The organism is Methylobacterium sp. E-005, assembly GCF_022829725.1.
In the GTDB taxonomy this organism is placed as follows: Bacteria; Pseudomonadota; Alphaproteobacteria; order Rhizobiales; family Beijerinckiaceae; genus Methylobacterium.
Map to the genome: position 1 here is coordinate 189280 of NZ_JAKSYG010000240.1, position 22867 is coordinate 212146.

At 69.3% G+C, this 22867-nt stretch carries 23 protein-coding genes and 1 tRNA gene; 15 read left to right on the plus strand and 9 right to left on the minus strand.

Translation table 11 applies throughout. The features are described 5' to 3' along the window. Positions 1 to 58: 58 nt before the first annotated feature. The 6 genes from MKK88_RS30460 to lpdA all read left to right on the plus strand — a co-directional run bounded on the left by MKK88_RS30460 (position 59) and on the right by lpdA (position 7291). Positions 59 to 3049, plus strand: coding sequence for a 2-oxoglutarate dehydrogenase E1 component (locus tag MKK88_RS30460; RefSeq protein WP_244006905.1), 2991 nt, complete (start codon positions 59 to 61; stop codon positions 3047 to 3049). A gap of 94 nt (positions 3050 to 3143) precedes the next feature. Further along, positions 3144 to 4457: a 2-oxoglutarate dehydrogenase complex dihydrolipoyllysine-residue succinyltransferase gene (odhB, locus tag MKK88_RS30465; protein WP_244006907.1), complete on the plus strand. Its 1314-nt coding sequence runs from the start codon at positions 3144 to 3146 to the stop codon at positions 4455 to 4457. 102 nt (positions 4458 to 4559) lie between these two features. Further along, positions 4560 to 4757: a DUF4160 domain-containing protein gene (locus MKK88_RS34350; protein WP_409566735.1), complete on the plus strand. Its 198-nt coding sequence runs from the start codon at positions 4560 to 4562 to the stop codon at positions 4755 to 4757. Beyond that, on the plus strand, positions 4754 to 5068 hold the full coding sequence (locus tag MKK88_RS34175; protein ID WP_244006909.1) for a DUF2442 domain-containing protein: 315 nt from the start codon (positions 4754 to 4756) through the stop codon (positions 5066 to 5068). Before MKK88_RS34350 ends, MKK88_RS34175 begins: the two co-directional genes overlap by 4 nt. Beyond that, positions 5065 to 5826, plus strand: coding sequence for an SDR family oxidoreductase (locus tag MKK88_RS30475; RefSeq protein ID WP_244006910.1), 762 nt, complete (start codon positions 5065 to 5067; stop codon positions 5824 to 5826). Before MKK88_RS34175 ends, MKK88_RS30475 begins: the two co-directional genes overlap by 4 nt. A 61-nt stretch (positions 5827 to 5887) precedes the next feature. Beyond that, positions 5888 to 7291 (plus strand): dihydrolipoyl dehydrogenase, encoded by a 1404-nt coding sequence (lpdA, locus tag MKK88_RS30480; protein ID WP_244006912.1) that lies wholly within the window; start codon positions 5888 to 5890, stop codon positions 7289 to 7291. A gap of 112 nt (positions 7292 to 7403) precedes the next feature. Here lpdA and MKK88_RS30485 read toward each other — a convergent pair whose 3' ends face one another. Both MKK88_RS30485 and MKK88_RS30490 read right to left on the minus strand, forming a co-directional pair. Beyond that, the gene (locus MKK88_RS30485) at positions 7404 to 8261 is read right to left on the minus strand and encodes a response regulator (RefSeq protein ID WP_244006918.1); all 858 of its coding nucleotides are present in this window, start codon (positions 8259 to 8261) and stop codon (positions 7404 to 7406) included. 154 nt (positions 8262 to 8415) lie between these two features. Then, positions 8416 to 9384: a tyrosine recombinase XerC gene (locus tag MKK88_RS30490; RefSeq protein WP_244006920.1), complete on the minus strand. Its 969-nt coding sequence runs from the start codon at positions 9382 to 9384 to the stop codon at positions 8416 to 8418. A 99-nt stretch (positions 9385 to 9483) separates the two neighbouring features. Here MKK88_RS30490 and MKK88_RS30495 point away from each other — a divergent pair, with 99 nt between their 5' ends. Further along, entirely contained in the window at positions 9484 to 9804 is a 321-nt protein-coding gene (locus MKK88_RS30495) for a YnfA family protein (protein ID WP_244006922.1), read from the plus strand. A 1-nt stretch (position 9805) separates the two neighbouring features. Here MKK88_RS30495 and MKK88_RS30500 read toward each other — a convergent pair whose 3' ends face one another. Next, on the minus strand, positions 9806 to 10378 hold the full coding sequence (locus MKK88_RS30500) for a peroxidase-related enzyme (RefSeq protein ID WP_244006924.1): 573 nt from the start codon (positions 10376 to 10378) through the stop codon (positions 9806 to 9808). A 102-nt stretch (positions 10379 to 10480) separates the two neighbouring features. On the opposite strand from MKK88_RS30500, the gene ruvC reads away from it, so the two are divergent. Then, positions 10481 to 11104 carry a crossover junction endodeoxyribonuclease RuvC gene (ruvC, locus tag MKK88_RS30505; RefSeq protein ID WP_244007009.1) on the plus strand — a complete coding sequence of 208 codons (624 nt, stop codon included), beginning with the start codon at positions 10481 to 10483 and terminating at the stop codon, positions 11102 to 11104. A gap of 17 nt (positions 11105 to 11121) precedes the next feature. Here ruvC and MKK88_RS30510 read toward each other — a convergent pair. Then, a tRNA-Tyr gene (locus tag MKK88_RS30510) sits at positions 11122 to 11205 on the minus strand. A 221-nt stretch (positions 11206 to 11426) separates the two neighbouring features. On the opposite strand from MKK88_RS30510, the gene MKK88_RS30515 reads away from it, so the two are divergent. The 4 genes from MKK88_RS30515 to MKK88_RS30530 all read left to right on the plus strand — a co-directional run bounded on the left by MKK88_RS30515 (position 11427) and on the right by MKK88_RS30530 (position 14674). Next, positions 11427 to 13280 carry a DEAD/DEAH box helicase gene (locus MKK88_RS30515; RefSeq protein ID WP_244006926.1) on the plus strand — a complete coding sequence of 618 codons (1854 nt, stop codon included), beginning with the start codon at positions 11427 to 11429 and terminating at the stop codon, positions 13278 to 13280. Between the two features lie 28 nt (positions 13281 to 13308). Further along, on the plus strand, positions 13309 to 13647 hold the full coding sequence (locus tag MKK88_RS30520) for a hypothetical protein (protein ID WP_244006932.1): 339 nt from the start codon (positions 13309 to 13311) through the stop codon (positions 13645 to 13647). Positions 13648 to 14003: 356 nt separating this feature from the next. Further along, positions 14004 to 14147 carry a hypothetical protein gene (locus MKK88_RS30525; protein ID WP_244006934.1) on the plus strand — a complete coding sequence of 48 codons (144 nt, stop codon included), beginning with the start codon at positions 14004 to 14006 and terminating at the stop codon, positions 14145 to 14147. Between the two features lie 113 nt (positions 14148 to 14260). Then, the gene (locus tag MKK88_RS30530) at positions 14261 to 14674 is read left to right on the plus strand and encodes a DUF3597 domain-containing protein (protein ID WP_244006937.1); all 414 of its coding nucleotides are present in this window, start codon (positions 14261 to 14263) and stop codon (positions 14672 to 14674) included. A 40-nt stretch (positions 14675 to 14714) separates the two neighbouring features. On the opposite strand, the gene MKK88_RS30535 is transcribed toward MKK88_RS30530, so the two are convergent. Both MKK88_RS30535 and MKK88_RS30540 read right to left on the minus strand, forming a co-directional pair. After that, the gene (locus MKK88_RS30535) at positions 14715 to 15758 is read right to left on the minus strand and encodes a polyamine ABC transporter substrate-binding protein (RefSeq protein WP_244007011.1); all 1044 of its coding nucleotides are present in this window, start codon (positions 15756 to 15758) and stop codon (positions 14715 to 14717) included. 68 nt (positions 15759 to 15826) lie between these two features. Next, positions 15827 to 16183: a RidA family protein gene (locus tag MKK88_RS30540; protein WP_244006939.1), complete on the minus strand. Its 357-nt coding sequence runs from the start codon at positions 16181 to 16183 to the stop codon at positions 15827 to 15829. 182 nt (positions 16184 to 16365) lie between these two features. Between MKK88_RS30540 and MKK88_RS30545 the strand changes: the two genes are divergently transcribed. Then, positions 16366 to 16629 (plus strand): GlsB/YeaQ/YmgE family stress response membrane protein, encoded by a 264-nt coding sequence (locus MKK88_RS30545; protein WP_238291999.1) that lies wholly within the window; start codon positions 16366 to 16368, stop codon positions 16627 to 16629. Between the two features lie 78 nt (positions 16630 to 16707). Here MKK88_RS30545 and MKK88_RS30550 read toward each other — a convergent pair whose 3' ends face one another. From MKK88_RS30550 to rpsO, 3 genes are all read right to left on the minus strand, one after another. Then, the gene (locus MKK88_RS30550; protein ID WP_244006940.1) at positions 16708 to 16929 is read right to left on the minus strand and encodes a YgaP-like transmembrane domain; all 222 of its coding nucleotides are present in this window, start codon (positions 16927 to 16929) and stop codon (positions 16708 to 16710) included. Positions 16930 to 17100: 171 nt separating this feature from the next. Beyond that, complete coding sequence (pnp, locus tag MKK88_RS30555; protein WP_244006942.1) at positions 17101 to 19320, minus strand: polyribonucleotide nucleotidyltransferase; 2220 nt, start codon at positions 19318 to 19320, stop codon at positions 17101 to 17103. A 205-nt stretch (positions 19321 to 19525) separates the two neighbouring features. Beyond that, positions 19526 to 19795: a 30S ribosomal protein S15 gene (rpsO, locus tag MKK88_RS30560; RefSeq protein WP_010685305.1), complete on the minus strand. Its 270-nt coding sequence runs from the start codon at positions 19793 to 19795 to the stop codon at positions 19526 to 19528. A 314-nt stretch (positions 19796 to 20109) separates the two neighbouring features. Here rpsO and MKK88_RS30565 point away from each other — a divergent pair, with 314 nt between their 5' ends. Both MKK88_RS30565 and MKK88_RS30570 read left to right on the plus strand, forming a co-directional pair. Next, positions 20110 to 22110, plus strand: coding sequence for a hypothetical protein (locus tag MKK88_RS30565; RefSeq protein ID WP_244006943.1), 2001 nt, complete (start codon positions 20110 to 20112; stop codon positions 22108 to 22110). After that, positions 22103 to 22777, plus strand: coding sequence for a hypothetical protein (locus MKK88_RS30570; RefSeq protein ID WP_244006945.1), 675 nt, complete (start codon positions 22103 to 22105; stop codon positions 22775 to 22777). Before MKK88_RS30565 ends, MKK88_RS30570 begins: the two co-directional genes overlap by 8 nt. Positions 22778 to 22867 lie beyond the last annotated feature (90 nt).

Below are 22867 nucleotides of genomic sequence, written 5' to 3' on the forward strand. Positions count from 1 at the left end.
GCGCTGACGGAGAGCCTGAAGGGCAGGGCTCCTGCCCGCGCGACAGGATGGACGCACCATGGCACGCCAGGACGTGAACGAAGCGCTCCTCGAAACCTCGTTCCTCTACGGCGCCAATGCCGCCTACATCGAGGAATTGCAGGCGGCTTACGCCCGCAACCCGGCCTCGGTGGATCCGGAATGGCAGAATTTCTTCAAGGGGCTCGGCGAGGACGAGACGCTTGTCGAGAAGAACGCGGCCGGCGCCTCCTGGGAAAAGCCGAACTGGCCGGTGCCGCTGAACGGCGAGCTGGTCTCGGCGCTGGACGGCAATTGGGGTGCGCTGGAGAAGGCGGTCGGCGACCGGATCGTCGCCCGGGAGGCCAAGGAGGCCAAGCCCGGCAAGCCGCAGGACAGCGTCACCGCGACGACCGGCGTCTCGGTGGAGCAGGCCACCAAGGATTCGGTCCGGGCGATCATGCTGATCCGCTCCTACCGCATGCGCGGCCACCTGCACGCCAAGCTCGACCCGCTGGGCCTCGCGCCGCGCGGCGACCACGAGGAGCTGCACCCGCAGCATTACGGCTTCACCGAGGAGGCCGACTGGGACCGGCCGATCTTCCTCGACAACGTGCTCGGCCTCCAGTTCGGCACGATCCGCGAGATCGTCGACATCCTGGAGCGGACCTACTGCCAGACGCTCGGCGTCGAGTTCATGCACATCTCCGATCCGGCCGAGAAGGCGTGGATCCAGGAGCGCATCGAGGGCAAGGACAAGGAGATTTCCTTCACCCCCGAGGGGCGCCGCGCGATCCTCAACAAGCTGATCGAGGCCGAAGGCTTCGAGAAATTCCTCGATCTCAAGTACACCGGCACCAAGCGCTTCGGTCTCGACGGCGGCGAGTCGATGATCCCGGCGATGGAGCAGATCATCAAGCGCGGCGGCGCGCTTGGCGTGCGCGAGATCGTGCTCGGCATGGCCCATCGCGGCCGGCTCAACGTGCTGACCACCGTGATGGCCAAGCCTTTCCGGGCGGTGTTCCACGAGTTCAAGGGCGGTTCGTCGTCCCCGGCCGAGGTCGAGGGCTCGGGCGACGTGAAGTACCATCTCGGCGCGTCGTCGGACCGCGCCTTCGACGGCAACAACGTCCACCTGTCGCTCACCGCCAACCCGTCGCACCTGGAGATCGTCGATCCGGTGGTGCTCGGTAAGGTCCGTGCCAAGCAGGACCAGTGGGCCAAGCCCAACATCGAGCGCCGCACGGTGCTGCCGCTCCTCATCCACGGCGATGCCGCCTTCGCGGGCCAGGGCGTGGTGGCGGAGTGCTTCGGCCTGTCGGGCCTGAAAGGCCACCGTACCGGCGGCTCGATCCACTTCATCATCAACAACCAGATCGGCTTCACCACCGATCCGCGCTTCTCGCGCTCGTCGCCGTACCCGTCCGACGTTGCCAAGATGGTCGAGGCGCCGATCTTCCACTGCAACGGCGACGACCCCGAGGCCGTTACCTTCGCCGCCAAGGTCGCGGTGGAGTATCGGCAAAAATTCGGCAAGCCGGTCGTGATCGACATGCTGTGCTACCGCCGCTTCGGCCACAACGAGGGCGACGAGCCGGCCTTCACGCAGCCGAAGATGTATCAGCGGATCCGCAAGCATCCGTCGGTGCTGGAGACCTACGGCCGCAAGCTGGTCGAGAACAGCTCCGTCACCCAGGAGGCGCTGGACGCCCGCAAGGCCGAGTTCCGGCAATTGCTCGATACCGAGCTCGATGTCGCTAACAATTACAAAGCCAACAAGGCCGATTGGCTCGACGGCCGCTGGTCCGGCGTGAAGGCGGTCCACGAGGACGTGGACGACCCGCGCCGTGGCCGCACCGCGGTACCGACCGAGACCCTGCAGGAGATCGGGCGGAAGATCACGCAGGTGCCCCCGGGCTTCCACCTGCACCGCACGATCCAGCGCTTCATGGACAACCGCGCCAAGGCGGTGGAAACCGGAACGGGGGTCGATTGGGCGACCGCCGAGGCGCTGGCCTTCGGCGCGACGCTGCTCGACGGCAACCGGGTCCGGCTCTCGGGCCAGGATGTCGAGCGCGGCACCTTCTCGCAGCGCCACGCCGTCGTGATCGATCAGGAGAACGAGCAGCGCTTCACGCCGCTGAACGCGATCCGCGAGGGGCAGGCCTCGATCGAGATCATCAACTCGATGCTCTCCGAGGAGGCGGTTCTGGGCTTCGAGTACGGCTACTCGCTGGCCGAGCCGAACGCCCTGGTGCTGTGGGAGGCGCAGTTCGGCGACTTCGCCAACGGCGCCCAGGTGGTGATCGACCAGTTCATCGCCTCCGGCGAGCGCAAGTGGCTGCGCATGTCCGGCCTCGTGCTGCTGCTGCCGCACGGCTACGAGGGACAGGGGCCTGAGCACTCCTCCGCCCGCCTGGAGCGCTACCTCCAGGCCTGCGCCGAGGACAACATGCAGGTCGCCAACGTCACGACGCCGGCGAACTACTTCCACATCCTGCGCCGGCAGCTGAAGCGGGACTTCCGCAAGCCGCTGATTCTGATGACGCCGAAGTCGCTGCTGCGCCACAAGCGGGCCGTGTCGAACCTTGCCGCCCTGGCGGAGGGCTCGACCTTCCATCGCGTCCTCTGGGACGACGCCGAGGAGGAGGGCGCGCAGAACAAGCTGGTGCGCGACGACAAGATCCGCCGCGTCGTGCTGTGCTCCGGCAAGGTCTATTACGACCTGCTGGAGGAGCGGGAGAAGCGCGGCCTCAACGACATCTACCTGATGCGCGTCGAGCAGCTCTACCCGTTCCCGCTCAAGGCTTTGGCCAACGAGATGGGCCGCTTCCGCAACGCCGACGTGATCTGGTGCCAGGAAGAGCCCAAGAACATGGGCGCCTGGGCCTTCGTCGAGCCCTACCTCGAATGGGTGCTCGGCCAGGCCGGCTCCGCGGTGAAGCGCGCCCGCTACGTCGGCCGTCCGGCCTCGGCCTCGACCGCGGTCGGCCAGATGTCGAAGCACCAGGCGCAGCTCCAGGCCTTCCTCAACGAGGCCCTGGCCGTCTGATCTTTTTGGGAACGCGGCGGCGGCTCACACGGGCCGCCGCCCTTACTGTCCAGGCCGTCCGGCACGGCCCAACCGATCCGGAAGTGCGAGACCCATGGCTACCGACATCCTCGTCCCCACGCTCGGCGAATCCGTCAGCGAGGCCACCATCGGCCGCTGGTTCAAGAAGCCCGGCGACATCGTTGCGGCCGACGAGCCGATCGTCGAGCTCGAGACCGACAAGGTGACCCTGGAGGTCAACGCCCCGGCGGCCGGCCAGCTCGGCGAGATCCTGGTGAAGGACGGCGAGACCGTGGAGCCCGGCGCCCTGCTCGGCTCGATCGTCGAGGCCGGCGCGGGCGCGGCGCCGGCCAAGAAGGCGGCTCCGAAGGCCGCCGAGACCAAGGCCGAGAGCCGGAGCGAGGCCCCGAAGGCCGCATCCCCCGCCAAGGCCGAGGCCCCGGCCCAGGAATCCTCCGCCGGCTACGGCAACCACGGCGAGGCGGGAGCCCCGGCGACCCAGCAGCGCCCGGTCGGCGACAACGGCCCGGCGGTGGCCAAGCTCGCCCGCGAATCCGGGGTCGACCCGTCGGGCGTGAACGGCTCCGGCAAGGATGGCCGCGTCACCAAGGGCGACATGCTCGGCGCCATCGCCAAGGGGCCGTCGGCGGCCCCCGCCAAGGAGGCCCGCCCGACCCTGCCGCGCGCGCCCTCGGCGCCGGACGATGCGTCGCGCGAGGAGCGCGTGCGCATGACGAAGCTGCGCCAGACCATCGCGCGCCGCCTCAAGGACGCCCAGGACACGGCGGCGATGCTGACGACGTTCAACGACGTCGACATGTCGGCCGTGATGGCGATGCGCAGCCAGTACAAGGACATCTTCGAGAAGAAGCACGGCACGAAGCTCGGCTTCATGGGCTTCTTCACCAAGGCGGTGATCGGCGCCCTCAAGGACGTGCCGGCGGTCAACGCCGAGATCGACGGCCAGGATCTCGTCTACAAGAACTACTACCACATCGGCATCGCAGTCGGCACCGATAAGGGCCTCGTCGTGCCGGTGGTGCGCAACGCCGACGACCTCTCCATCGCCGGGATCGAGAAGACCATCGCGGGCTTCGGCAAGAAGGCGCGCGACGGCAAGCTCTCCATCGAGGAGATGCAGGGCGGCACCTTCACGATCACCAACGGCGGCATCTACGGCTCGCTGATGTCGACGCCGATCCTCAACGCGCCGCAATCGGGCATCCTCGGCATGCACCGCATCGAGGAGCGCCCAGTGGTCCGCGCCGGCAAGATCGAGGCGCGGCCGATGATGTACCTCGCCCTGTCGTACGACCATCGCATCGTCGACGGTAAGGAGGCCGTGACCTTCCTGGTGCGGGTCAAGGAGGCGCTGGAGGATCCGGCACGGCTCGTGCTGGATCTGTAAGGAGACACCCCCGATCGCGGCATCGATCGGAAGGCGGCTGATCGATGCCGACCATCGCCATCGTTGAGGGAGTTCGAATCGTGATCTTCCTCCAACGATCATCTGCCTCCGCATCTGCACGCGCTGTTTGCCGGCCAGGAAGCCAAGCTTTCGATCGCCACCGGAGAAGTTCTCAGCGGAACGCTGTCGCGCGCGAAACTGAAGACGATCCAGACGTGGCTGGCTGCCAACCGCGAGGAAGTCGCCTACATCTGGCGGGAGATCAGGGCCGGACGCTACAGCGGGGGGATGATCGCGTGACACAACATCGGATCGCCGCCGTAGAGGCCTTGGATTATCCGACGCTCCGCATCACGTTCGATGACGGTGTCGCAGGTGTTCTCGACCTGTCCAATCTGATCACCGACGGACCTGTCTTCGCGCCGCTGAAGGACGAAGCCTGTTTCCGAGCGGTTGCGGTCGGCGAGCACGGCCGGACCTTCGGGTGGAACCTCGACACTGAGGGACAGGAGATCGATTTCTGTCCCGACGCAGCGCGGATCCGGATCGAGACCCAGATCGTGGAGACGTTGGCAGACCGGTTCGAGAGGGAGCGCATCGCAGCCGCATGAGTGATCCGATCAACGGGCCCAAAGTCGCCATCGTCACCGGCGGCAGCCGCGGCATCGGCCGGGCTGTGTCGCTGCTCCTGGCCGAGCGCGGCTACGCGGTCTGCCTGAGCTACGTCTCGGATGCCGCCGCAGCGCAAGCCGTGGTCGACGCGATCACCGCCAAGGGCGGGCAAGCGCGCGCCGTGAAGGGCGATGTCGGCAGCGAGGCCGACGTGATCGCCCTGTTCCAGGCGGCCGACGGGCTCGGACGCCTCGCGGCTTTGGTCAACAATGCCGGCGTGGTCGACGTGAAGTCCGACGTCGCCGATATGAGCCTCGCCCGGCTCCAGCGGATGATGAACACCAATGTGGTCGGCAGCTTCCTCTGCGCCCGCGAGGCGGTACGGCGGATGTCGACCAAGCGCGGCGGGGCCGGGGGCGCGATCGTCAACCTGTCCTCGGTGGCGGCGCGCCTCGGCGGCCCCGGCCAGTTCGTGGACTATGCCGCCTCCAAGGGCGCGATCGACTCCCTGACCATCGGCCTCGCCCGCGAGGTTGCCGGGGAGGGGATCCGCGTCAACGCGGTGGCGCCCGGCATCATCGCCACCGATATCCACGCCAGCGGCGGCGAGCCCGACCGGGTGGAGCGCCTCGGCCCCGCCGTCCCGATGGGCCGGGCCGGCACCGCCGAGGAGGTCGCCGCGCCGATCGTGTGGCTCCTCTCGGACGAGGCCTCCTACACCACGGGCGCCATCCTCGATATCGGCGGCGGCCGCTGATCCCGACCTGACTTTCCCTGCCCGTCCCGTACGCGGCACGACTGACCGGAAGCGAAGCTCTATGTCCTACGATCTCGTCGTCATCGGCACCGGCCCCGGCGGCTATGTCTGCGCGATCCGCGCGGCGCAGCTCGGCCTGCGCACCGCCGTGGTCGAGAAGCGCGCCACCCATGGCGGCACCTGCCTCAACGTCGGCTGCATCCCGTCGAAGGCGCTGCTTCACGCCTCCGAGGCCTTCGAGGAGGCCAACAAGCACTTCGCCGATCTCGGCATCGATGTCGGCACGCCGAAGCTCGACCTGAAGAAGATGATGTCGTTCAAGGCCGAGGGTGTGGCCGGCAACACCAAGGGCGTCGAGTTCCTGCTCAAGAAGAACAAGGTCGAGACCTTCCACGGCACCGGCCGGATCGCCGGCGCCGGCCGGGTCGAGGTGATCGCCGAGGATGGCGGCAACCAGATGCTCGAGACCAAGAGCATCGTCATCGCCACCGGCTCGGACGTCACGCGCCTGCCGGGCGTCTCCATTGACGAGAAGGTCGTGGTCTCCTCGACCGGCGCCCTCGAACTCGACCGGGTACCGAAGAAGCTCCTCGTCATCGGCGCCGGCGTGATCGGGCTGGAGCTGGGCTCCGTCTGGCGCCGGCTCGGCTCCGAGGTGACCGTGGTCGAGTATCTCGACCGGGTGCTGCCCGGGATGGACGGCGAGGTCGGCAAGCAGTTCCAGCGGATCCTGACCAAGCAGGGCATCGCCTTCAAGCTGTCCACCAAGGTGACGGGCGTCGAGGTCGGCAAGAAGGGCGGGGCCAGCGTCACCGTCGAGCCGGCCGCGGGCGGCGAGGCCGAGACGCTTCAGGCGGACGTGGTGCTCGTGGCGATCGGCCGGGTGCCCTACACGGAGGGTCTGGGCCTCGACACGGTCGGCGTCCAGCGGGACGACAAGGGCCGGATCCAGACGGATTCGCACTACGCCACCAACGTCACCGGCATCTATGCCATCGGCGACGTGATCGCCGGCCCGATGCTCGCCCACAAGGCGGAGGACGAGGGCGTCGCGGTGGCCGAGATGCTGGCCGGTCAGTCGGGCCACGTGAATTACGGCGTGATCCCGAACGTGGTCTACACCTTCCCGGAGGTCGCCTCGGTGGGCAAGACCGAGGAGGAATTGACGAAGGACGGCATCGCCTACAACGCCGGCAAATTCCCCTTCACCGCGAACGGCCGCGCCAAGGCCAACGGCACCACGGACGGCTTCGTGAAGGTGCTGGCCGATGCCAAGACCGACCGGGTGCTCGGCGTTCACATCGTCGGCGCCGATGCCGGCAACCTGATCGCCGAGGTGGCGGTGGCGATGGAGTTCGGCGCCTCGTCCGAGGACATCGCCCGCACCTGCCACGCGCACCCGACGCTGACCGAGGCCGTGAAGGAAGCCGCGCTGGCGGTGAACAAGCGCGCCATCCACGTCTGAAAGCCGGGTTTCCAAAGGGCGAGCCCTTTGGTGGGTTGTCAGGGCAAGGCCCTGACGCGTTCCAGGGCTCTGCCCTGGACCCGCGAAAGGTCTCGACCTTTCGAAACCAGGATCAGGCGATCTTGCGGCGCGGGTTCGGTAGATCCGCGATCCGCAGCAGCGCGCTCGGCGCCGGCGGAGCCGTGAGGGCGTTCAGCAGATACGGCCGGCGCAGGCCAAGGGCGTTGTGCAGGGCGAGGTCGATGTCGCGGGCGTAGAACGGCATCCGCAGCACCGCATCGACACCGAAATAGCGGCCCGCCTGGGCGACCGACTCCAACTCGGCGGTGGTCAGCAGCGTGATGCGGGTGGCCAGACCCAGGGGCTGGATCTGGCAGGCGAGTTCGAGCCCGTCGATGCCGGCGAGCTTCACGTCGATGAAGGCGAAGTCGTAGGCCGCGTGCTTGAGCTGCTTGAGGGCGTGTCGGCCGTCATCGGTCTCGTCGAGTTCGATCGTGAAACCGCTCCGGGCCACGACGCGGCTGATCGCCGAGCGCCCGGCCGGGGACGAGCAGGCCAGCAGCGCCCGCGTCGGCGCCCGGCGGCGCGCGTTGGCGTGGAGCAAGGGCTCGATATGGTTCGGGTCGAGGGGCGTCTTCAGCACCTCATAGGCGCCGAGACTGGTGGCGATCTCCTGCCACTGGGCCAGAACCCGGTTGGCGACCAGAACGAGGCAGGGCGGCTCAGCCCCCGCGCGCCGCGCCACCGCGACCGCTTCGGGTCCGCTCAGATCCTCCAGCTGGAGGCCGACGAAGGCTAGGCTCGGGCGGTGCCGGAGGAGGATGTCGCACAGGGCCTGACCAGAGGTCGCCTCGTGGATCACCGCCCCGGCCTCGAAGCGTCGGACGACCTCACTGAGCACCGCCCGGCGGCCCGCGTCACAATCCGCGATCACGACCTGTGTGGGCGTCCGCGCCTCCGCAAGCTCCATTACGACCGTCCGCGCAGACCCATCCCGTATCGGTCAGACTGGGCGCAGATGGTGACGAAGCCCTTAAAGAAAATGGATATTCACGGGATCTAGCCGCTGAGCTTATCTTTCTAGCGACGAATTGCCGCTAAATGTGAAGCAATTGCAATCTAGATTAGCGTCCAGCGCGCGGATGCGCGGCTGCATAGGCGCTCATCAGCCGGGCGGCGTCGACCTGGGTGTAGAGCTGCGTGGTCGACAGGGAGGCGTGACCAAGCAGTTCCTGGATTGCGCGCAGCTCGCCCTGGCGGGCCAGGAGATGGGTCGCGAAGGAGTGGCGCAGGGCGTGGGGGGTGGCACTCTCCGGCAGGCCGAGGGCGCCTCGGGCGCGGGCGACCGTGTACTGGATGATCCGGGGCGAGAGCGGGCCGCCGCGGGCGCCGACGAACAGGGGGCCCTCCGGCAGCAGCGGCAGCGGGCAGGCGGCGACGTAGTCGGCCACCGCCTGCGCGACGACCGGCAGGATCGGCACCATGCGCTCCTTGCCACCCTTGCCCAGCACGGTGACCTGATCGACGCCCGGCAGCGGGGCATCGCGGCGGGTGAGGCCCAGGGCTTCCGAGATACGCAGGCCGGCGCCGTAGAGCAGGGCCAGCACGGCGGCATCCCGGGCGAGCACCCAGGGTTCGCGCTCCTCGCCGGCACGGATCCCCGTATCGGTGAGCGCTACCGCGGCGGAGACCGGCAGGGGCCGGGGCAGCCGCCGCGGGACTTTTGGCGAGCGCACGCCGCCGAGTGCGGAGACGGTGCCATGACCCTCGCGCTCCAGGAAGCGCGCGAAGGAGCGCAGCCCCGCCAGCATGCGCATCAGCGAGCGCCCCGACACCTCGTCGGCCCGGCGCGCCGCCATGAAGGCGCGGATGTCACGCACCTTCAGGGCGACCAGCATCGGAATGGTCGGCGTGCCCAGTCGCCCCCCGAGATGTTCAAGGAACTGGCGCAGGTCGCGCCCATAGGCCTCGACGGTGTTGGGCGACATCCGCCGCTCGCGCGCCAGCCCGTCGAGCCACGCGAGGACGACGGCGCGCAGGCGCGCATCGCCGGGAAACAGCAGACACTCGTCGGTGGTGTGAGGCGCGCCCATGGTGCCACTCGACCGGATCAGCCTTGCCACAGACTTAACGCCGGCCCCCGGTCCGGCGCAAAGCTCGCGTCGTACGCGGTGCCGTGCCAAGCTTCGCCGATGACCCTCCTCGCCTATGCCGGCGCCGCCCTCGCGGAGATCGCCGGATGCTTCGCGTTCTGGTCGTGGCTCCGGCTCGGGCGCTCGCCTCTGTGGGTGCTGCCGGGCCTCGCCTCGCTCGCGCTGTTCGCCTGCCTGCTGACCCTGGTGGACAGCCCGGCGGCGGGGCGGGCCTTCGCGGCCTATGGCGGCGTCTATATCGCCGCCTCGGTCGCCTGGATGTGCCTCGCGGAGGGCCAGCGGCCGGACCGGTGGGATCTCACGGGGGCCGCAATCTGCCTCGTCGGCACGGCGATCATCCTCTTCGGTCGCCGGCCCTGACTCAGCGGCCCATCGCGTAGAATTCGTCGTTCGGGCGCAGATCCGCCACGCTGGCGATCCGGTTCGACAGGGCGAACAGGGCGGTGATGGACGCGATGTCCCAGATGTCGTCCGGACTGAACCCGTGCGCTGCCAGCGTCGCGTGATCCTCCGCGCCGACAACTTGAGAGCGGGTCGCGACCTTCACGGCGAAATCCAGCATGGCCCGCTGGCGCGGGGTGACGTCGGCCTTGGCGTAGTTCACCGCGATCTGGTCGGCGATCCTTGGATCCTTGGCCCGGACCCGCAGGATCGCTCCGTGGGCGACGACGCAGTACAGGCAGTCGTTGGCCGCGCTGGTCGCCACCACGATCATCTCGCGCTCGGCCTTGGTCAGGCCGCCGGGGCGGTCCATCAGCGCGTCGTGATAGGCCATGAAGGCGCGGAACTCCTCCGGGCGATGCGCCAGCGCCAGGAAGACGTTGGGCACGAAGCCCGCCTTCTCCTGCACCAGGGCGATGCGGGCGCGCAGATCCTCCGGCATATCGGCGAGTTTCGGCACCGGGAAGCGGCTGATTGGGGCGTCCGTGCTCATGATCGTCCTCGCGGGAAACGCAGTTTGGTGAAACCAAGCGTTCACGATACGTACGGCAGCCTCGGGCCGTTCGTCGAGCTGTTCGTCGACCTGTGGAGCATCATGACCAGCCCCGTCCGCATCCTCGGGATCGATCCCGGGCTCCGCCGCACCGGCTGGGGTTTGATCACCGCACAGGGGACCAAGCTCACCTACGGCGCCTGCGGCGTGGTCACCTCGGATGGCGACCTGCCCCTGGCCCTGCGCCTGCGCGAGCTGTTCGAGGGGATCAGCCGCATCGTCGAGGGCCAGCACCCCGACGAGGTCGCCGTGGAGGAGACCTTCGTCAACAAGGACGCGCAGGCGACGCTGAAGCTCGGCCATGCCCGCGCCATGGCGCTGGTGGTGCCGGCGCTCGCCGGGCTGCCGGTGTTCGAATACGCCGCCAACCTGATCAAGAAGACCGTGGCGGGCTCCGGCCATGCCGAGAAGGTGCAGATCCAGGCGATGGTACGGTTCCTGTTGCCGAAGGCCGAGTTCCGCGTGGCCGACGCCGCCGACGCGCTGGCGATTGCCATCACCCATGCCAGCCACCGGGACTCGCATGCCCTGCGCAAGGCGCATCTGCCGGCGGGCAAGCGCCGCAGCCTCACGGGCCAGGCGGCCGCGGGGCAGGGGCTCGAAGGGAAGGGCTTTTCCGCCGCCGCCGCGGCGCGCATCGAGGCGGCGCTGGCGAAACAGGGCTGACGGGATCGGGAAGATCTTGGTGGGGGAAGTAGGACTCGAACCTACGAAGCTTACGCAGCGGATTTACAGTCCGCCCCCTTTGCCGCTCGGGACATTCCCCCAAGGCGGGCGTTTTGGCCCGCGGCGCCCTTATGGTGAGGGGTGGGCCGGGTGTCAACGTGTCTCGTGCACCGATCCGGCAACGGACTGTGCGGAGCCGCTCCGCGGATAGGCGACCCGACCACCCACCCGGAAGAAAACGCGAACGTTCCGCGCCGGAAGGGATTCACAAAGGAATCGCGATCGGCCACTTTGCGTGGATGTCGCCCTGCTTCGCCAGCCATTGACCCGTCCCCCCCCGTCCCTGCGGTCGCACCAGCGCACGCTGATGGCCCTGGTGGCGGCCATGGCGAGCGGGGAGGCGGGCCATATTCGCGATATCCTGGCGGCGGTGACGCCCGGCGGCGGCAAGTCGCTGCTGCCGGTGATCGCCGCGCATCGGCTGATCGCGGCGGGTCTGGTGGAGCGCGTGGTCTGGGTGGTGCCGCGGGACTCGCTGCGCCTCCAGGCCGAGGAGGCTTTCGTCGACCCGCTCTGGCGGGCCACCTTCGGGCATGCCTTGAGCGTCCGCGCCGCCGACAACGAGCGCGATCCCGCCCGGGGCCTCGCCGGCTACATCACCACCTATCAGGCCGTCGCCGCCGCCCCGGCCCTCCACCGCGCGGAGGCGCAGGCGCACCGCACCCTGCTGGTGATCGACGAGGTCCACCACCTGCCGGCGCCCGGCAAGCCGGGGGCGGAGGAGGCCTCCGCCGAGGATGCGGAGGCCGGGGCGTGGTCCCGGGCGATGCTTCCCGTGATGGAGGCGGCTGCTTACCGCCTCTACCTGTCCGGGACGCTGGAGCGAGCCGACGGCAAGCGCATCCTCGGCCTGCCTTACCGCCCGGCCGCGCTGGGGCGCGGGCCCGAACTCGATCTCGACGCCCCGGGCCTCGCGGTGATCGGCTATTCCCGGGCCCAGGCGCTGGCCGAGCGGGCGGTGCTGCCGGTGACCTTCGGGGCGATCGACGGCGAGGCGAGCTGGCTGGAGGGCGGCCGGATTGCCGGGGACAGCCCCCGGGTCGGGCCGCACCGCCTGGGTGCCGGGTCCGTCCGCGTCACCACCCGGCCGGCCCTGTTCACGGCTTTGCGCACCGGCTTCGCCCGGGATCTCCTGAGCGAGGCGTTCCACGCCACGAAGCGCCTGCGCGCCCGCCGCCGGGCCGAGCGCGATCTGCCGCCCGGCGAGCCGGTGCGGGGCCTCGGCAAGCTCCTCGTGGTGGCGCCGGATCAGGCCAGTGCCCGTGCCTATCTGGAAACCCTCCGGGGCTGGATGCCGGCGGGGCAGGGGGCACGCGACGTGCGGCTGGCCACCTCCGGCCAGGGGGATGCCCATGCGGCGCTGGCCGCCTTCCGCCTGACGCCGGAGCCCGCGATCCTCGTGACGGTGGCGATGGCCTATGAGGGGCTCGACGCCCCCGAGGTCGCCGTGGTGGCGGCCCTCACCCATATCCGCTCGCGCCCCTGGCTGGAGCAGATGCTGGCCCGGGCGACCCGGGTCGACCCCCATGCCGGCGCCTACGATACCCAGCAGGCGCTGGTCTTCCATCCCGACGACCCGCTCTTCGCCCGGTTCCGGCTGGAGCTGGAGACCGAGCAGGGCAGCAGCATCCGGCCGCGGCGGGAGCGGCCGGTCAGCGCCGTCGTCCCCGAGCGGACACGGTGGCGCGATGATGACGAGCCCGCCGGGATCACGCCCCTGGAGAGCAACGCGATCGGCCTGCGCTACGCGCTGCTGCGCCCACGGCTCGTCGAGCCCGCCCCGGCCGCACCGGCGCCCGAGTTGCCGTCGGTCACCGAGCGGACATTGCGCCAGCTTCTTGCCGCCGCGGTGGCGGCCCAGGCGGTGGAGGACGAGGCCTCCCTGCGGGTGCCCCGCGGCAGCAACCTCGCCCATCGCTACAATGCCGTCCTCAAGCGCGTGCTCGGCAAGGGTCGGGCGACCATGACCCTGCCCGAGTTGGAGGCCGCGCTCGGCTGGCTTGAACGCAACCGCCTGTCGGACCATCTCGACTGCCTCGACGGTGATGCCCGCTACGCATGGTCCGCCCGCCAGCGCCGGGGCCGCTGGCCGCCGGAGCGCGCCGCTCGACGCTGAGACGGCGGCGGGACGCGAGGAGAGCGCCATGACGCAGTGCCAGCCTACCGCTGAGACGGCCGCCGCCTTCACGGCAACCCTGATCGCGGACGCGCCTCCGGCGACCTGGCCCGCACCGCTGGCCGCGCTCTGGTGGCTGGCCAGAGCCCCGTCCGGACCGGGCTCAACCGGCTGGGAGCAGGCCCACGCCCTCGTGCAGGCGGAACCGGACCGCGATGCGGCCTGGGTGCATGCCCATCTCCACCGCATCGAGGGCGATGCCGTGAATGCGCGCTACTGGTACAGCCGCGCCGGGCGTGGAGAACCGCCCGGGACCGTGGCGGACGAGTACGCCACGCTCGTCTCCACCCTGTTTGATCGGGTCTAGATCCCAGTTTTGTGAGGGATCGAAATCTGGCCTGCCGCCGTTCCTGGCTGCACCCATACGCATGGCCATCAATCATCGACGAAGGAAAGCCCAATAAATCTACTACAAGTTATATTATACGATCATGAGATTGCCCCTGATCATGACACGAATTTCACAGTTGCAGGCGCCTCGGTACTACAACTTCAGATCATCGCCTTGCCGCCCAGAGCAGGATCTCGCAACCCGCCTCCGGCAATTGTCTTAACCCAAATTGACTACGCGTTTTTTTGACTCGCATAAGCACGAAAACTGATTATGGCTACGCGAACCAATTTCGGATTCAGGGGAGTACGCTGGTCGTCGTGATGAGCTTGATGTGTTTGATCAGCGGTGTGGCCCTCGCACGCATCTCACTCCAGGATCCCGCCCGGGCCGCCACTCTGGAGCGCTGGAGCGGCGTGTGCCTCGTGCTCGGCTTGAGCCTGCTCGGCATCGCACTTCACCGCGCTCACGGCTAGAATCCGCGCGGCGGTGATCGAGTCGTGGCGGCCGCGTCGGAACGCCAAGCTGGAACCGCCCGTTAAACGCCCGCCCGGCACGTCAGGCCGGGCCGTATTATCGGAGCGGACTTATGAGCCTCCTCGGCAGCATCGTCGGCAAGATCCTCCACCCGTTCGGCGGCGGGACCGCGGATGCCGCGCCTGCGCCCACAGCCGGCTCGGGCGGCCCCGCGGGTACGAGCACCCCGTCCACACCTTCGGCTCCCGGAACCGCGGGCGGCAGCGAGCCCGTGGACGTCGCGGCGGTGCTCACCAGCCTCGCCGAGAAGAATCCGCAGACGCTCGACTGGCGTCATTCCATCGTCGACCTGATGAAGCTGCTGGGCCTCGATTCGGGCCTGGCCTCGCGCAAGCAGCTCGCCGACGAGCTGCACTACACCGGCGACAAGGACGATTCGGCCACGATGAACATCTGGCTGCACAAGCAGGTGATGCAGAAGCTCGCCGAGAACGGCGGCAAGGTTCCGGACGACCTCAAGCACTAGGGCGCCCGGAGAAGGGGGAGCCGGCGCGCCGGCTCCCCGCTCAGCGCCCGGTCCGGACCCGAGTCCAGAGCCGGGTGACGAAGCGCTGCGTGCGGTCGTCCCAGGCGGTGTTGGTCGAGAGGCGCTGCATCGTCGCCTCGTCCGGGTAGATGCCGGGATTGTTCAGGATCTCGGGCTTCACGAATTTCTTCGCCGCGAGATTGCCGCTCGCATAGGACACGAAGTTGCTGTTGGCCGCCGCCACCTCGGGCCGCATCATGTAGTCGATGAAGGCGAGCGCTTCGGCCGGGTGGGCGGCATCCTTCGGGATCGCGAAGGTATCGAACCACATCAGCGCGCCTTCCTTGGGAACCACGTAGGCGATGTCGATCCCGTTCTTGGCCTCGTCGGCCCGGCGCTTGGCCTGCATCACGTCCCCCGAATAGCCCACCGCCACGCAGATATCGCCGTTGGCGAGCGCTTGGATGTATTCCGACGAGTGGAACTTCCGCACGGTCCCGCGGACCTTGTACAGGGCGTCGGTGACCAGGGTCATGTCGTCCCAGCGCTTGGAATCCGCCTTGGCGCCGAAGGCCGGCAGCATGCTGGGGATCAGGTCCTCCGGGCTGTCGAGCATCATGATCCCGCAATCCTTGAGCCTGTTGGCGGAGGCGGGATTGAGGACGAGATTCCAGGAGTTCACCGCCGCGCCGGCGCCAAGGCGGTCACGCACGGCGGCGACGTTGTAGCCGATCCCGGTGGTGCCCCACATGTAGTCGACAGCGTAGGTGTTGCCTGGATCGTAGGCGGCAAGCCGGCTCGTGACCTCCGGCCAGAGGTTGCCGAGGTTCTTCAGCTTGGACTTGTCGAGGGGCAGGAAGGCGCCGGCCCGGATCAGCCGCTGCAGGTAGGGCCCGGACGGGACGACGAGGTCGTAGCCCGAACGGCCCGCCAGCAGCTTCGTCTCCAGGATCTCGTTGTTGTCGTAGGTGTCGTAGACGACCTTGATGCCGGTCTCCCGGGTGAAGGCTTCGAGCACCTGCGGGTCGATATAGTCCGACCAGTTGTAGATGTTGAGGACCCGCTCCTCCGCGGCCCGGGGCATCGCGGCGGCGCCCAGCGCCGCCAGGACGGCGAGGGAGGCGGCCGCCAGGATGGAGCGGCGGGGAAAGCTCACCGACTCCTCGCGGCCACGACGACGATCTCCACGAGATATTCGGGGGCGGCGAGCTTGGCCTCGACGGTGGCGCGGGCCGGGGGGTTCTCCGGGGACACCCAGGCATCCCAGGCGGCGTTCATCTCCGCGAAGGTCGCGATATCGGCGAGGTAGACGGTGGCCGACAGGATGCGCGCCTTGTCGCTGCCCGCAGCGGCCAGCAGCCGGTCGATCTCGGACAGGATCTGCTGGGTCTGGATCGTCACCCCGGTCCCGACCGTGTCGGAGGCGACCTGCCCGGCGAGGTAGACCATGTCGCCGAAGGTCACGGCCTGCGCCATGCGCTTGCCTGGCTCGATCCGCTGAATGTCCATACCTGTCTCCAAAGCCTCAGAACCGGCGTATCTGCCGCCGTGGCCAGGTGTCCGTAAAGGGCGGCGCGTCCGCGCATCGTGAGGAAGCTGAGGAAATTTGTCGTCTTGTCGCAGGCTGCGGGCAACCGTCGCGGGCTGCGGCGCGTTCTGCCGGCATCGACAATCAAGCACTGGGGTTTGTCATGGGTATCCTCTGGACCATCATCATCGGGTTCCTCGCCGGCGTCATCGCCAAGTTCCTCATGCCGGGGCCGAATGAGCCGGCCGGCTTCATCCTGACCACGATCCTCGGCATCATCGGCGCCTTCGTGGCGACCTTCCTGGGCCAGGCGATCGGCTGGTACGGCCCCAACCAGGGCGCGGGCTTCATCGGCGCCATCGTGGGCGCCGTGGTGGTGCTGTTCATCTACGGCCTGATCGCCGGCCGTCGCACCACGACCTACTGATCTCTCCGGCACGTCCGGAAACGACGAGGGGCGCCCCGCGGGGCGCCCCTTTTTCATGTCCGCGCTTCGGACCGCGGCTCAGAAATGCTCGGAGGCGGCCTTCACGGCGCAATGGCCGGTCGCGCCGCGCACCGCCAGCCCGACGCCGACCACGAGGGCCAGCAGGCTCAGGAGCTTGTTCGGCCGGGGCTGCGCCGCCGCCGCCGCGATGCCGAGGCCCAGCGCCACCGAGACGGCCCGCTCCGTGGTGGACAGATTCTGCTGTCCGCTGAAGATGTCGTGCATCATGTCGTTGGCCATGCGTGGTCTCCTGTTGGGAAGTGGCCGGGGAACGCGGCATCCGGCGCCCCGTTCCCGGCCGAACGGCCGCAGTGGCAACTCGCCGGCGCCATGAAAAAAGCGCGGCCCCGGGGGACCGCGCTCGTTTCGAACGTCCCGCGTCGGCCGGAGCCGACGCGCACCGCTTGATGCTTACTCGCCCGCCTCGCGGCGGCGCTCGCCGCGGTGGCGGCCGCCCTCGCGGGGCTCGCGCGGCTCGTCGCCACGCTCGGACCGATCAGCGTCGCGCTGGGCCTTCACCTTCTCGGTGATGTCCTCGCCGCTCTCCTGATCGACGACCTTCATGGACAGGCGGATCTTGCCGCGGTCGTCCTGGCCCAGGAACTTCACCTTGACCTTGTCGCCTTCCTTGACGACGTCCGTCACCTTGGCGACGCGGTTGGCGGCCAGTTCCGAGATGTGGACGAGGCCGTCCTTGGCGCCGAAGAAGTTCACGAAGGCGCCGAACTCCATGCACTTCACGATCGTGCCGTCGTAGATCACGCCGACCTCCGGCTCCGCCACGATCGAGCGGATCCAGTTGTAGGCCGCCTTGATCGCCTTGCCGTCGGCCGAGGCGATCTTGACGATGCCGGTGTCCTCGATGTTGATCTTGGCGCCGGTCTTCTCGACGATCTCGCGGATCACCTTGCCGCCGGTGCCGATCACGTCGCGGATCTTGTCGGTCGGGATCTGCATCGTCTCGATGCGCGGCGCGTACTCGCCGAGCTCCGGACGGGCTGCGGTCAGGGCCTTGGCCATCTCGGCGAGGATGTGGGCGCGCCCGTCCTTCGCCTGGTCGAGGGCGACCCGCATGATCTCCTCGGTGATGCCGGCGATCTTGATGTCCATCTGGAGCGAGGTCACGCCCTCGTCCGTGCCGGCCACCTTGAAGTCCATGTCGCCGAGGTGATCCTCGTCGCCCAGGATGTCGGACAGCACCGCGAAGCGCTCACCCTCGAGGATGAGGCCCATGGCGATACCGGCCACCGGACGGCGCAGGGGCACGCCGGCATCCATCAGCGACAGCGAGCCGCCGCAGACCGAGGCCATCGAGGACGAGCCGTTGGACTCCGTGATCTCCGACACGACGCGGATCGTGTAGGGGAACTCGTGGGCCGGCGGCAGGACCGGGCGGATCGCCCGCCACGCCAGCTTGCCGTGGCCGATCTCGCGACGGCCCGGGGAGCCCATGCGGCCGGTCTCGCCCACCGAATAGGGAGGGAAGTTGTAGTGGAGCAGGAAGCGCTCCTTGTAGGTGCCGTCGAGCGAGTCGATGAACTGCTCGTCCTCGCCGGTGCCGAGGGTGGCGACCACGAGGGCCTGGGTCTCGCCGCGGGTGAACAGCGAGGAGCCGTGGGCCCGCGGCAGGACGCCGACCTCGGACACGATCGGGCGGACCGTCTTCAGGTCGCGGCCGTCGATGCGGGCGCCGGTGTCGAGCACGTTCCAGCGCACGACCTTCGACTGGGCCTCCTTGAAGGCGGCCTTGACCTTCTCGGCCGGGTACTTCTCGGCGCCCTCGGGGCAGAGGGCGGCCATCACCTTCGCCTTCACGGCGTCGACGGCGGCGTAGCGCTCCTGCTTGACGGTCTTGGTGTAGGCGGCGCGCAGCTCGGTCTCGCAGACCTCGAGGACGGCCTTCTCGACGTCGGCGTTCTCGGGGGCCTTGAAGTCGCGCGGCTCCTTGGCGGCCTTCTCGGCCAGGCGGATGATCGCCTCGATCACCGGCTGGAAGTGCTTGTGGCCGAACATCACGGCGCCGAGCATCACGTCCTCGGAGAGCTCCTTGGCCTCCGACTCGACCATCAGCACCGCGTCCTGGGTGCCGGCGACCACGAGGTCGAGGCTGGACTCTTCCTTGGTCTCGGTGACCAGCGGGTTCAGCCGGTAGCCGCCGTTGATGTAGCCGACGCGGGCGCCGCCGATCGGGCCCATGAACGGCACGCCCGACAGGGTCAGGGCCGCGGAGGCCGCGACCATCGCGACGATGTCGGGATCGTTCTCGAGGTCGTGGGTCAGGACGGTGACGACGACCTGGGTGTCGTTGCGCCAGCCCTCGACGAAGAGGGGGCGGATCGGGCGGTCGATCAGGCGGGAGACCAGGGTCTCCTTCTCGGAGGGACGACCCTCGCGCTTGAAGTAGCCGCCCGGGATCCGGCCGGCCGCGTAGGCCCGCTCCTGGTAGTTCACGGTGAGCGGCATGAAGTCGATGCCGGGCTTCGGCTCCTTCGTGGCGACCACGGTGGCGAGCACCGAGGTCTCGCCGTAGGTTGCGACCACGGCGCCGTCGGCCTGCCGGGCGACCTTGCCGGTCTCGAGGACGAGCTTGCGGTCGCCCCACATCAGCTCTTCGCGTTGAACGTCGAACATTCTATCTCTTCCTTGCCTGCGGCGGGCGTTGGCCCGGCGCCGCCGGGGGCAAGACGGCGAGACACTTCCCGGATGAAGTGTCTCGCGATCCTGCCCCGATGCCGACGCCTCGAAGCGGCCCGCTTGCCGGGCGGCCGGACCCATTCCGACAACCCGCGTGGTGAAACGCGGCCCCGGGCCGGGCCCGGAACCGCGCGAAATGGCCTTAGCGGCGGATGCCGAGACGCTCGATGAGGGCGCGGTAGCGGGCCTCGTCCTTGCGCTTGACGTAGTCGAGCAGCGAGCGGCGCTGCGACACCAGCTTCAGGAGGCCGCGCCGGGAATGGTTGTCCTTGGCGTGGGTCTTGAAATGGCCGGTGAGGTTGGTGATCCGCTCGGTGAGGATCGCCACCTGGACCTCGGGGGAGCCGGTGTCCTTGGCGTCCTTGCGGTGTTCCTTGATGAGCGCGGTCTTGCGCTCTGCCGTGATCGACATCGCATGCCTTTCGGGTTGTGCTGATCGGATGCGGCGCCCCGTCTCGGGCGCGCGCGGGCTCGGCGTTCGGCCGGTGCCGGGATGTCGTCCAGCACGGTCACAGCGCCAAGCGGCTCAAGCCCCGCCCGGAAACCCCGGGCGAGGCCGCGCGATCCATACACGAAACCGGGGGCATTGCCAGCCCCGGGCCCCGGGGCGGGCGATCCGCTGACAGTCGGTCGCACACCCTCGGTCGTTCTATCTCGGGGGCTTTCCCGAGGAAACGGTTAACGCCCCGGTGCTAAGCGGGAGCACGCACGAAACGCGGCCTGGCGATGAACGGCACCCTTTCGGATGCGTGCGGTGTCCTGCTCGCGGCGCTGCTCGGCGTTCCCCTCGTCCTCCTGCCGGGCTACGCGCTGGGCACGATCACCGGCGTGCTCGACATCCGGACGTTGCCGCCGGGCCGGCGCGCCCTGTGCGCGGCCCTCCTGGGCATCGCGCTCCTGCCCGCCCTCGACGCCCTGCTGATCCTGGCGGCCGGTGTCCCCGTGGCGGCCCTGGCGAACGGGGCCCTCGGGCTCGCCGCCCTGCGCCCGGCGCTCCGGGACCTGCGCGGCCCGCTCGACCGGCCGGCCCTGGCGCTCGGCGCGCTCTGGCTCGGGATCGTGACCTATGCGCTGATCGATATCGACACCGGCGCCGCCCTCCACCAGCCGCTCACGGTCATCGACCTCGTCAAGCACGCGGCCCTGACCCGGGCGATCGTCGAGCACGGCCTGCCGCCCGTGGACCCGTTCTTCGCCCGTCCGGAGCGGGCCGGGTACTACTATTACTTCTACACGCTGACCGCTCTGGTGGACTGGGCCGGGGGGCGGCTGGTCGACGGGCGCACCGCCTTCGCGGGGCTCGCCGCCTGGACCGGGATCGCGCTCCTCGGCCTGCTGGACCGGCTGCTCGCCGCCACCGGCCTCGTGCGGGACGTCCCACCCCGGCTGCTGCGCCGGGTGATGCTCGTGCTGCTGCCGGCAGGCGGCTTGGATATCCTCCTCGTCCTCCTGTACCGGGCCACGACGGGGCTCTGGCTTCCGATCCCGGAATGGCTGAACGAGCAGAACGTCAATTGGCCGGCCTCCCTGGTCTGGGTGCCCCATCACGTGGCCGCCGCGATGGCAGGCTGGCTCGGCCTGCTGGTACTGGCCGAGCTTGCCGACCGGACGCAGCCGGACCGGCGGGCGGAGCTTGCCGGCATCCTCACGGCGGGGACGGCCTTCGCGGCCTGCGTTGGTCTCTCGATCTGGGTCTGCCTGGGCATGGTCGTGGCGGCTGCCCTCTGGCTCGCCCTGCTCGGATTCGAGCGACGCGGACGCGACGCGGCCCGGCTTGGCACGGCCGGGCTGATCAGCCTCGTCCTGGGGGCGCCCTACCTGCTCAGCGTCGTGGCGAACCGGTCCGATACCGGCAGCCCGATTCAATTCGGGATCCGGCGCTTCGGCCCCCTGGAGCGGCTCTACGACGAACCGATGCTCAGCCTGCTCGAGGTCGTCCTGCTGCCCGTGAACTATTACGTCGCACTCGGAATCTTCGCGGGAGGCGCACTCCTGTTCTGGCGGGTCGTCCCACGCCGGGAGGCCCATGCCCGCGAGGCGGGGCGCCTGCTGACGCTGGGCACGGCGGTCAGCCTGCTGCTGGGCGGGTTCCTGCGCTCGGCGATCATCAACAACGATCTCGGCAGCCGCGTGATCCTGATCGCGCAGGTCGCGACGTTCGTCTGGACCGCCGTGGCCCTGACGCGAACGGCTGCCCGCACGCGGTTCAGGCTCGCAGGGTCCCTCGGCGCGCTGCTGATCCTCGGATACGCGACCACGCTCTACGGCTTCGGCGGGATGCGCGCCTATCCCGCCGCCCACCACCCGACATTCCTCTTCTTCAACGGGCGCCCGGATATCGATCGCGCCGTGCGGGCGGCCTACGGCTGGGCCGGCACGCACCTGCCCCGGGATCTGATCCTGCAAGCCGCGCCGAGCGCGCCACGGGTGTTCGATTTCGGGCTCTACGGGGTGCAGCCGGTGGCCGTCGCCGACCATGAGGCGCGCCTGTTCGGTGCGGCACCGGAGGCGGTGGCGGCGCGGCTCGCCGCGGTCGCGCCGATCTTCGACGCGAGCCTGACCGGCGCGGAGGTCCGCCGCCGGGCGACCGAGGCCGGGATCGGCGCCCTGGTGGTCACCGAGGCGGATGTGCCCTGGGGCGAGCCCGGTTCCTGGGTCTGGCGTACGCGGACCCTCTACGCGGACCCGCATGTGCGGATCCTGCGCGTCGAGGATCTCGATGACTGATCGTTGTCCTTCCCGGGCCGGACGGGCCCGGCGCTGGATCGGCGCCCAGACGCTGCTGCATGCGGGGGCCCTCGCCATCGGCCTCGGCACCTTCGTGCTGCTGTTCCAGACAGACCTCTGGTCCGGCGTGACGATCCTGTTCTACCGCGGCCTTCTCCTGCTGGTCGTGGGCTTCCTGATCACGCTGGCGGCGACCGTTGCGCTCTCCGGCCTCGGCCGCGGCTGGGGGCTGCGGCGGCGCGACGCCCTCGGGGCCTGCATCCTGTCGCTGTCGCTGAACCTGAGCGGCTTCGTGATCCTGCCCGTCACGGTCGACCGCTCGGTCAGCGTGTTCCTGCTCGGGCAGATGGCGGCGCATCCCGACGAGAGCTTCGACGCGGATCGCGCCCGGGCGGTGTTCGACGCGGTCTATCTCGGCACGTTCCGCCAGATGGAGCGGCGTCTGGCCGAGCAGACGGCCTCGGGCAACGTGGCGCCGACCGCGGACGGCTACGTGATCACGCCGCAGGGCCGCGCCTTCATCCGCTTCGCCGGTGTGGTCGCCACGATCTTCCGGACCGATACCCGGCTGATCGCGGGGGCGTCGGCCCCGGCGGCGCCCGCGCCGACCCTGAGCCTGCACCGGGAGCGGCCGGAACAGGGGCTCGACGTGGAACGCGGGAGGTGATCCATTCCGCGCACCGCCGGGGTGACGAGCCCCGGACAGGCTTCGCGGCGCGCCTCTTGCCCTGCCGTCTGTCGGGCGATCAGGGAGCAC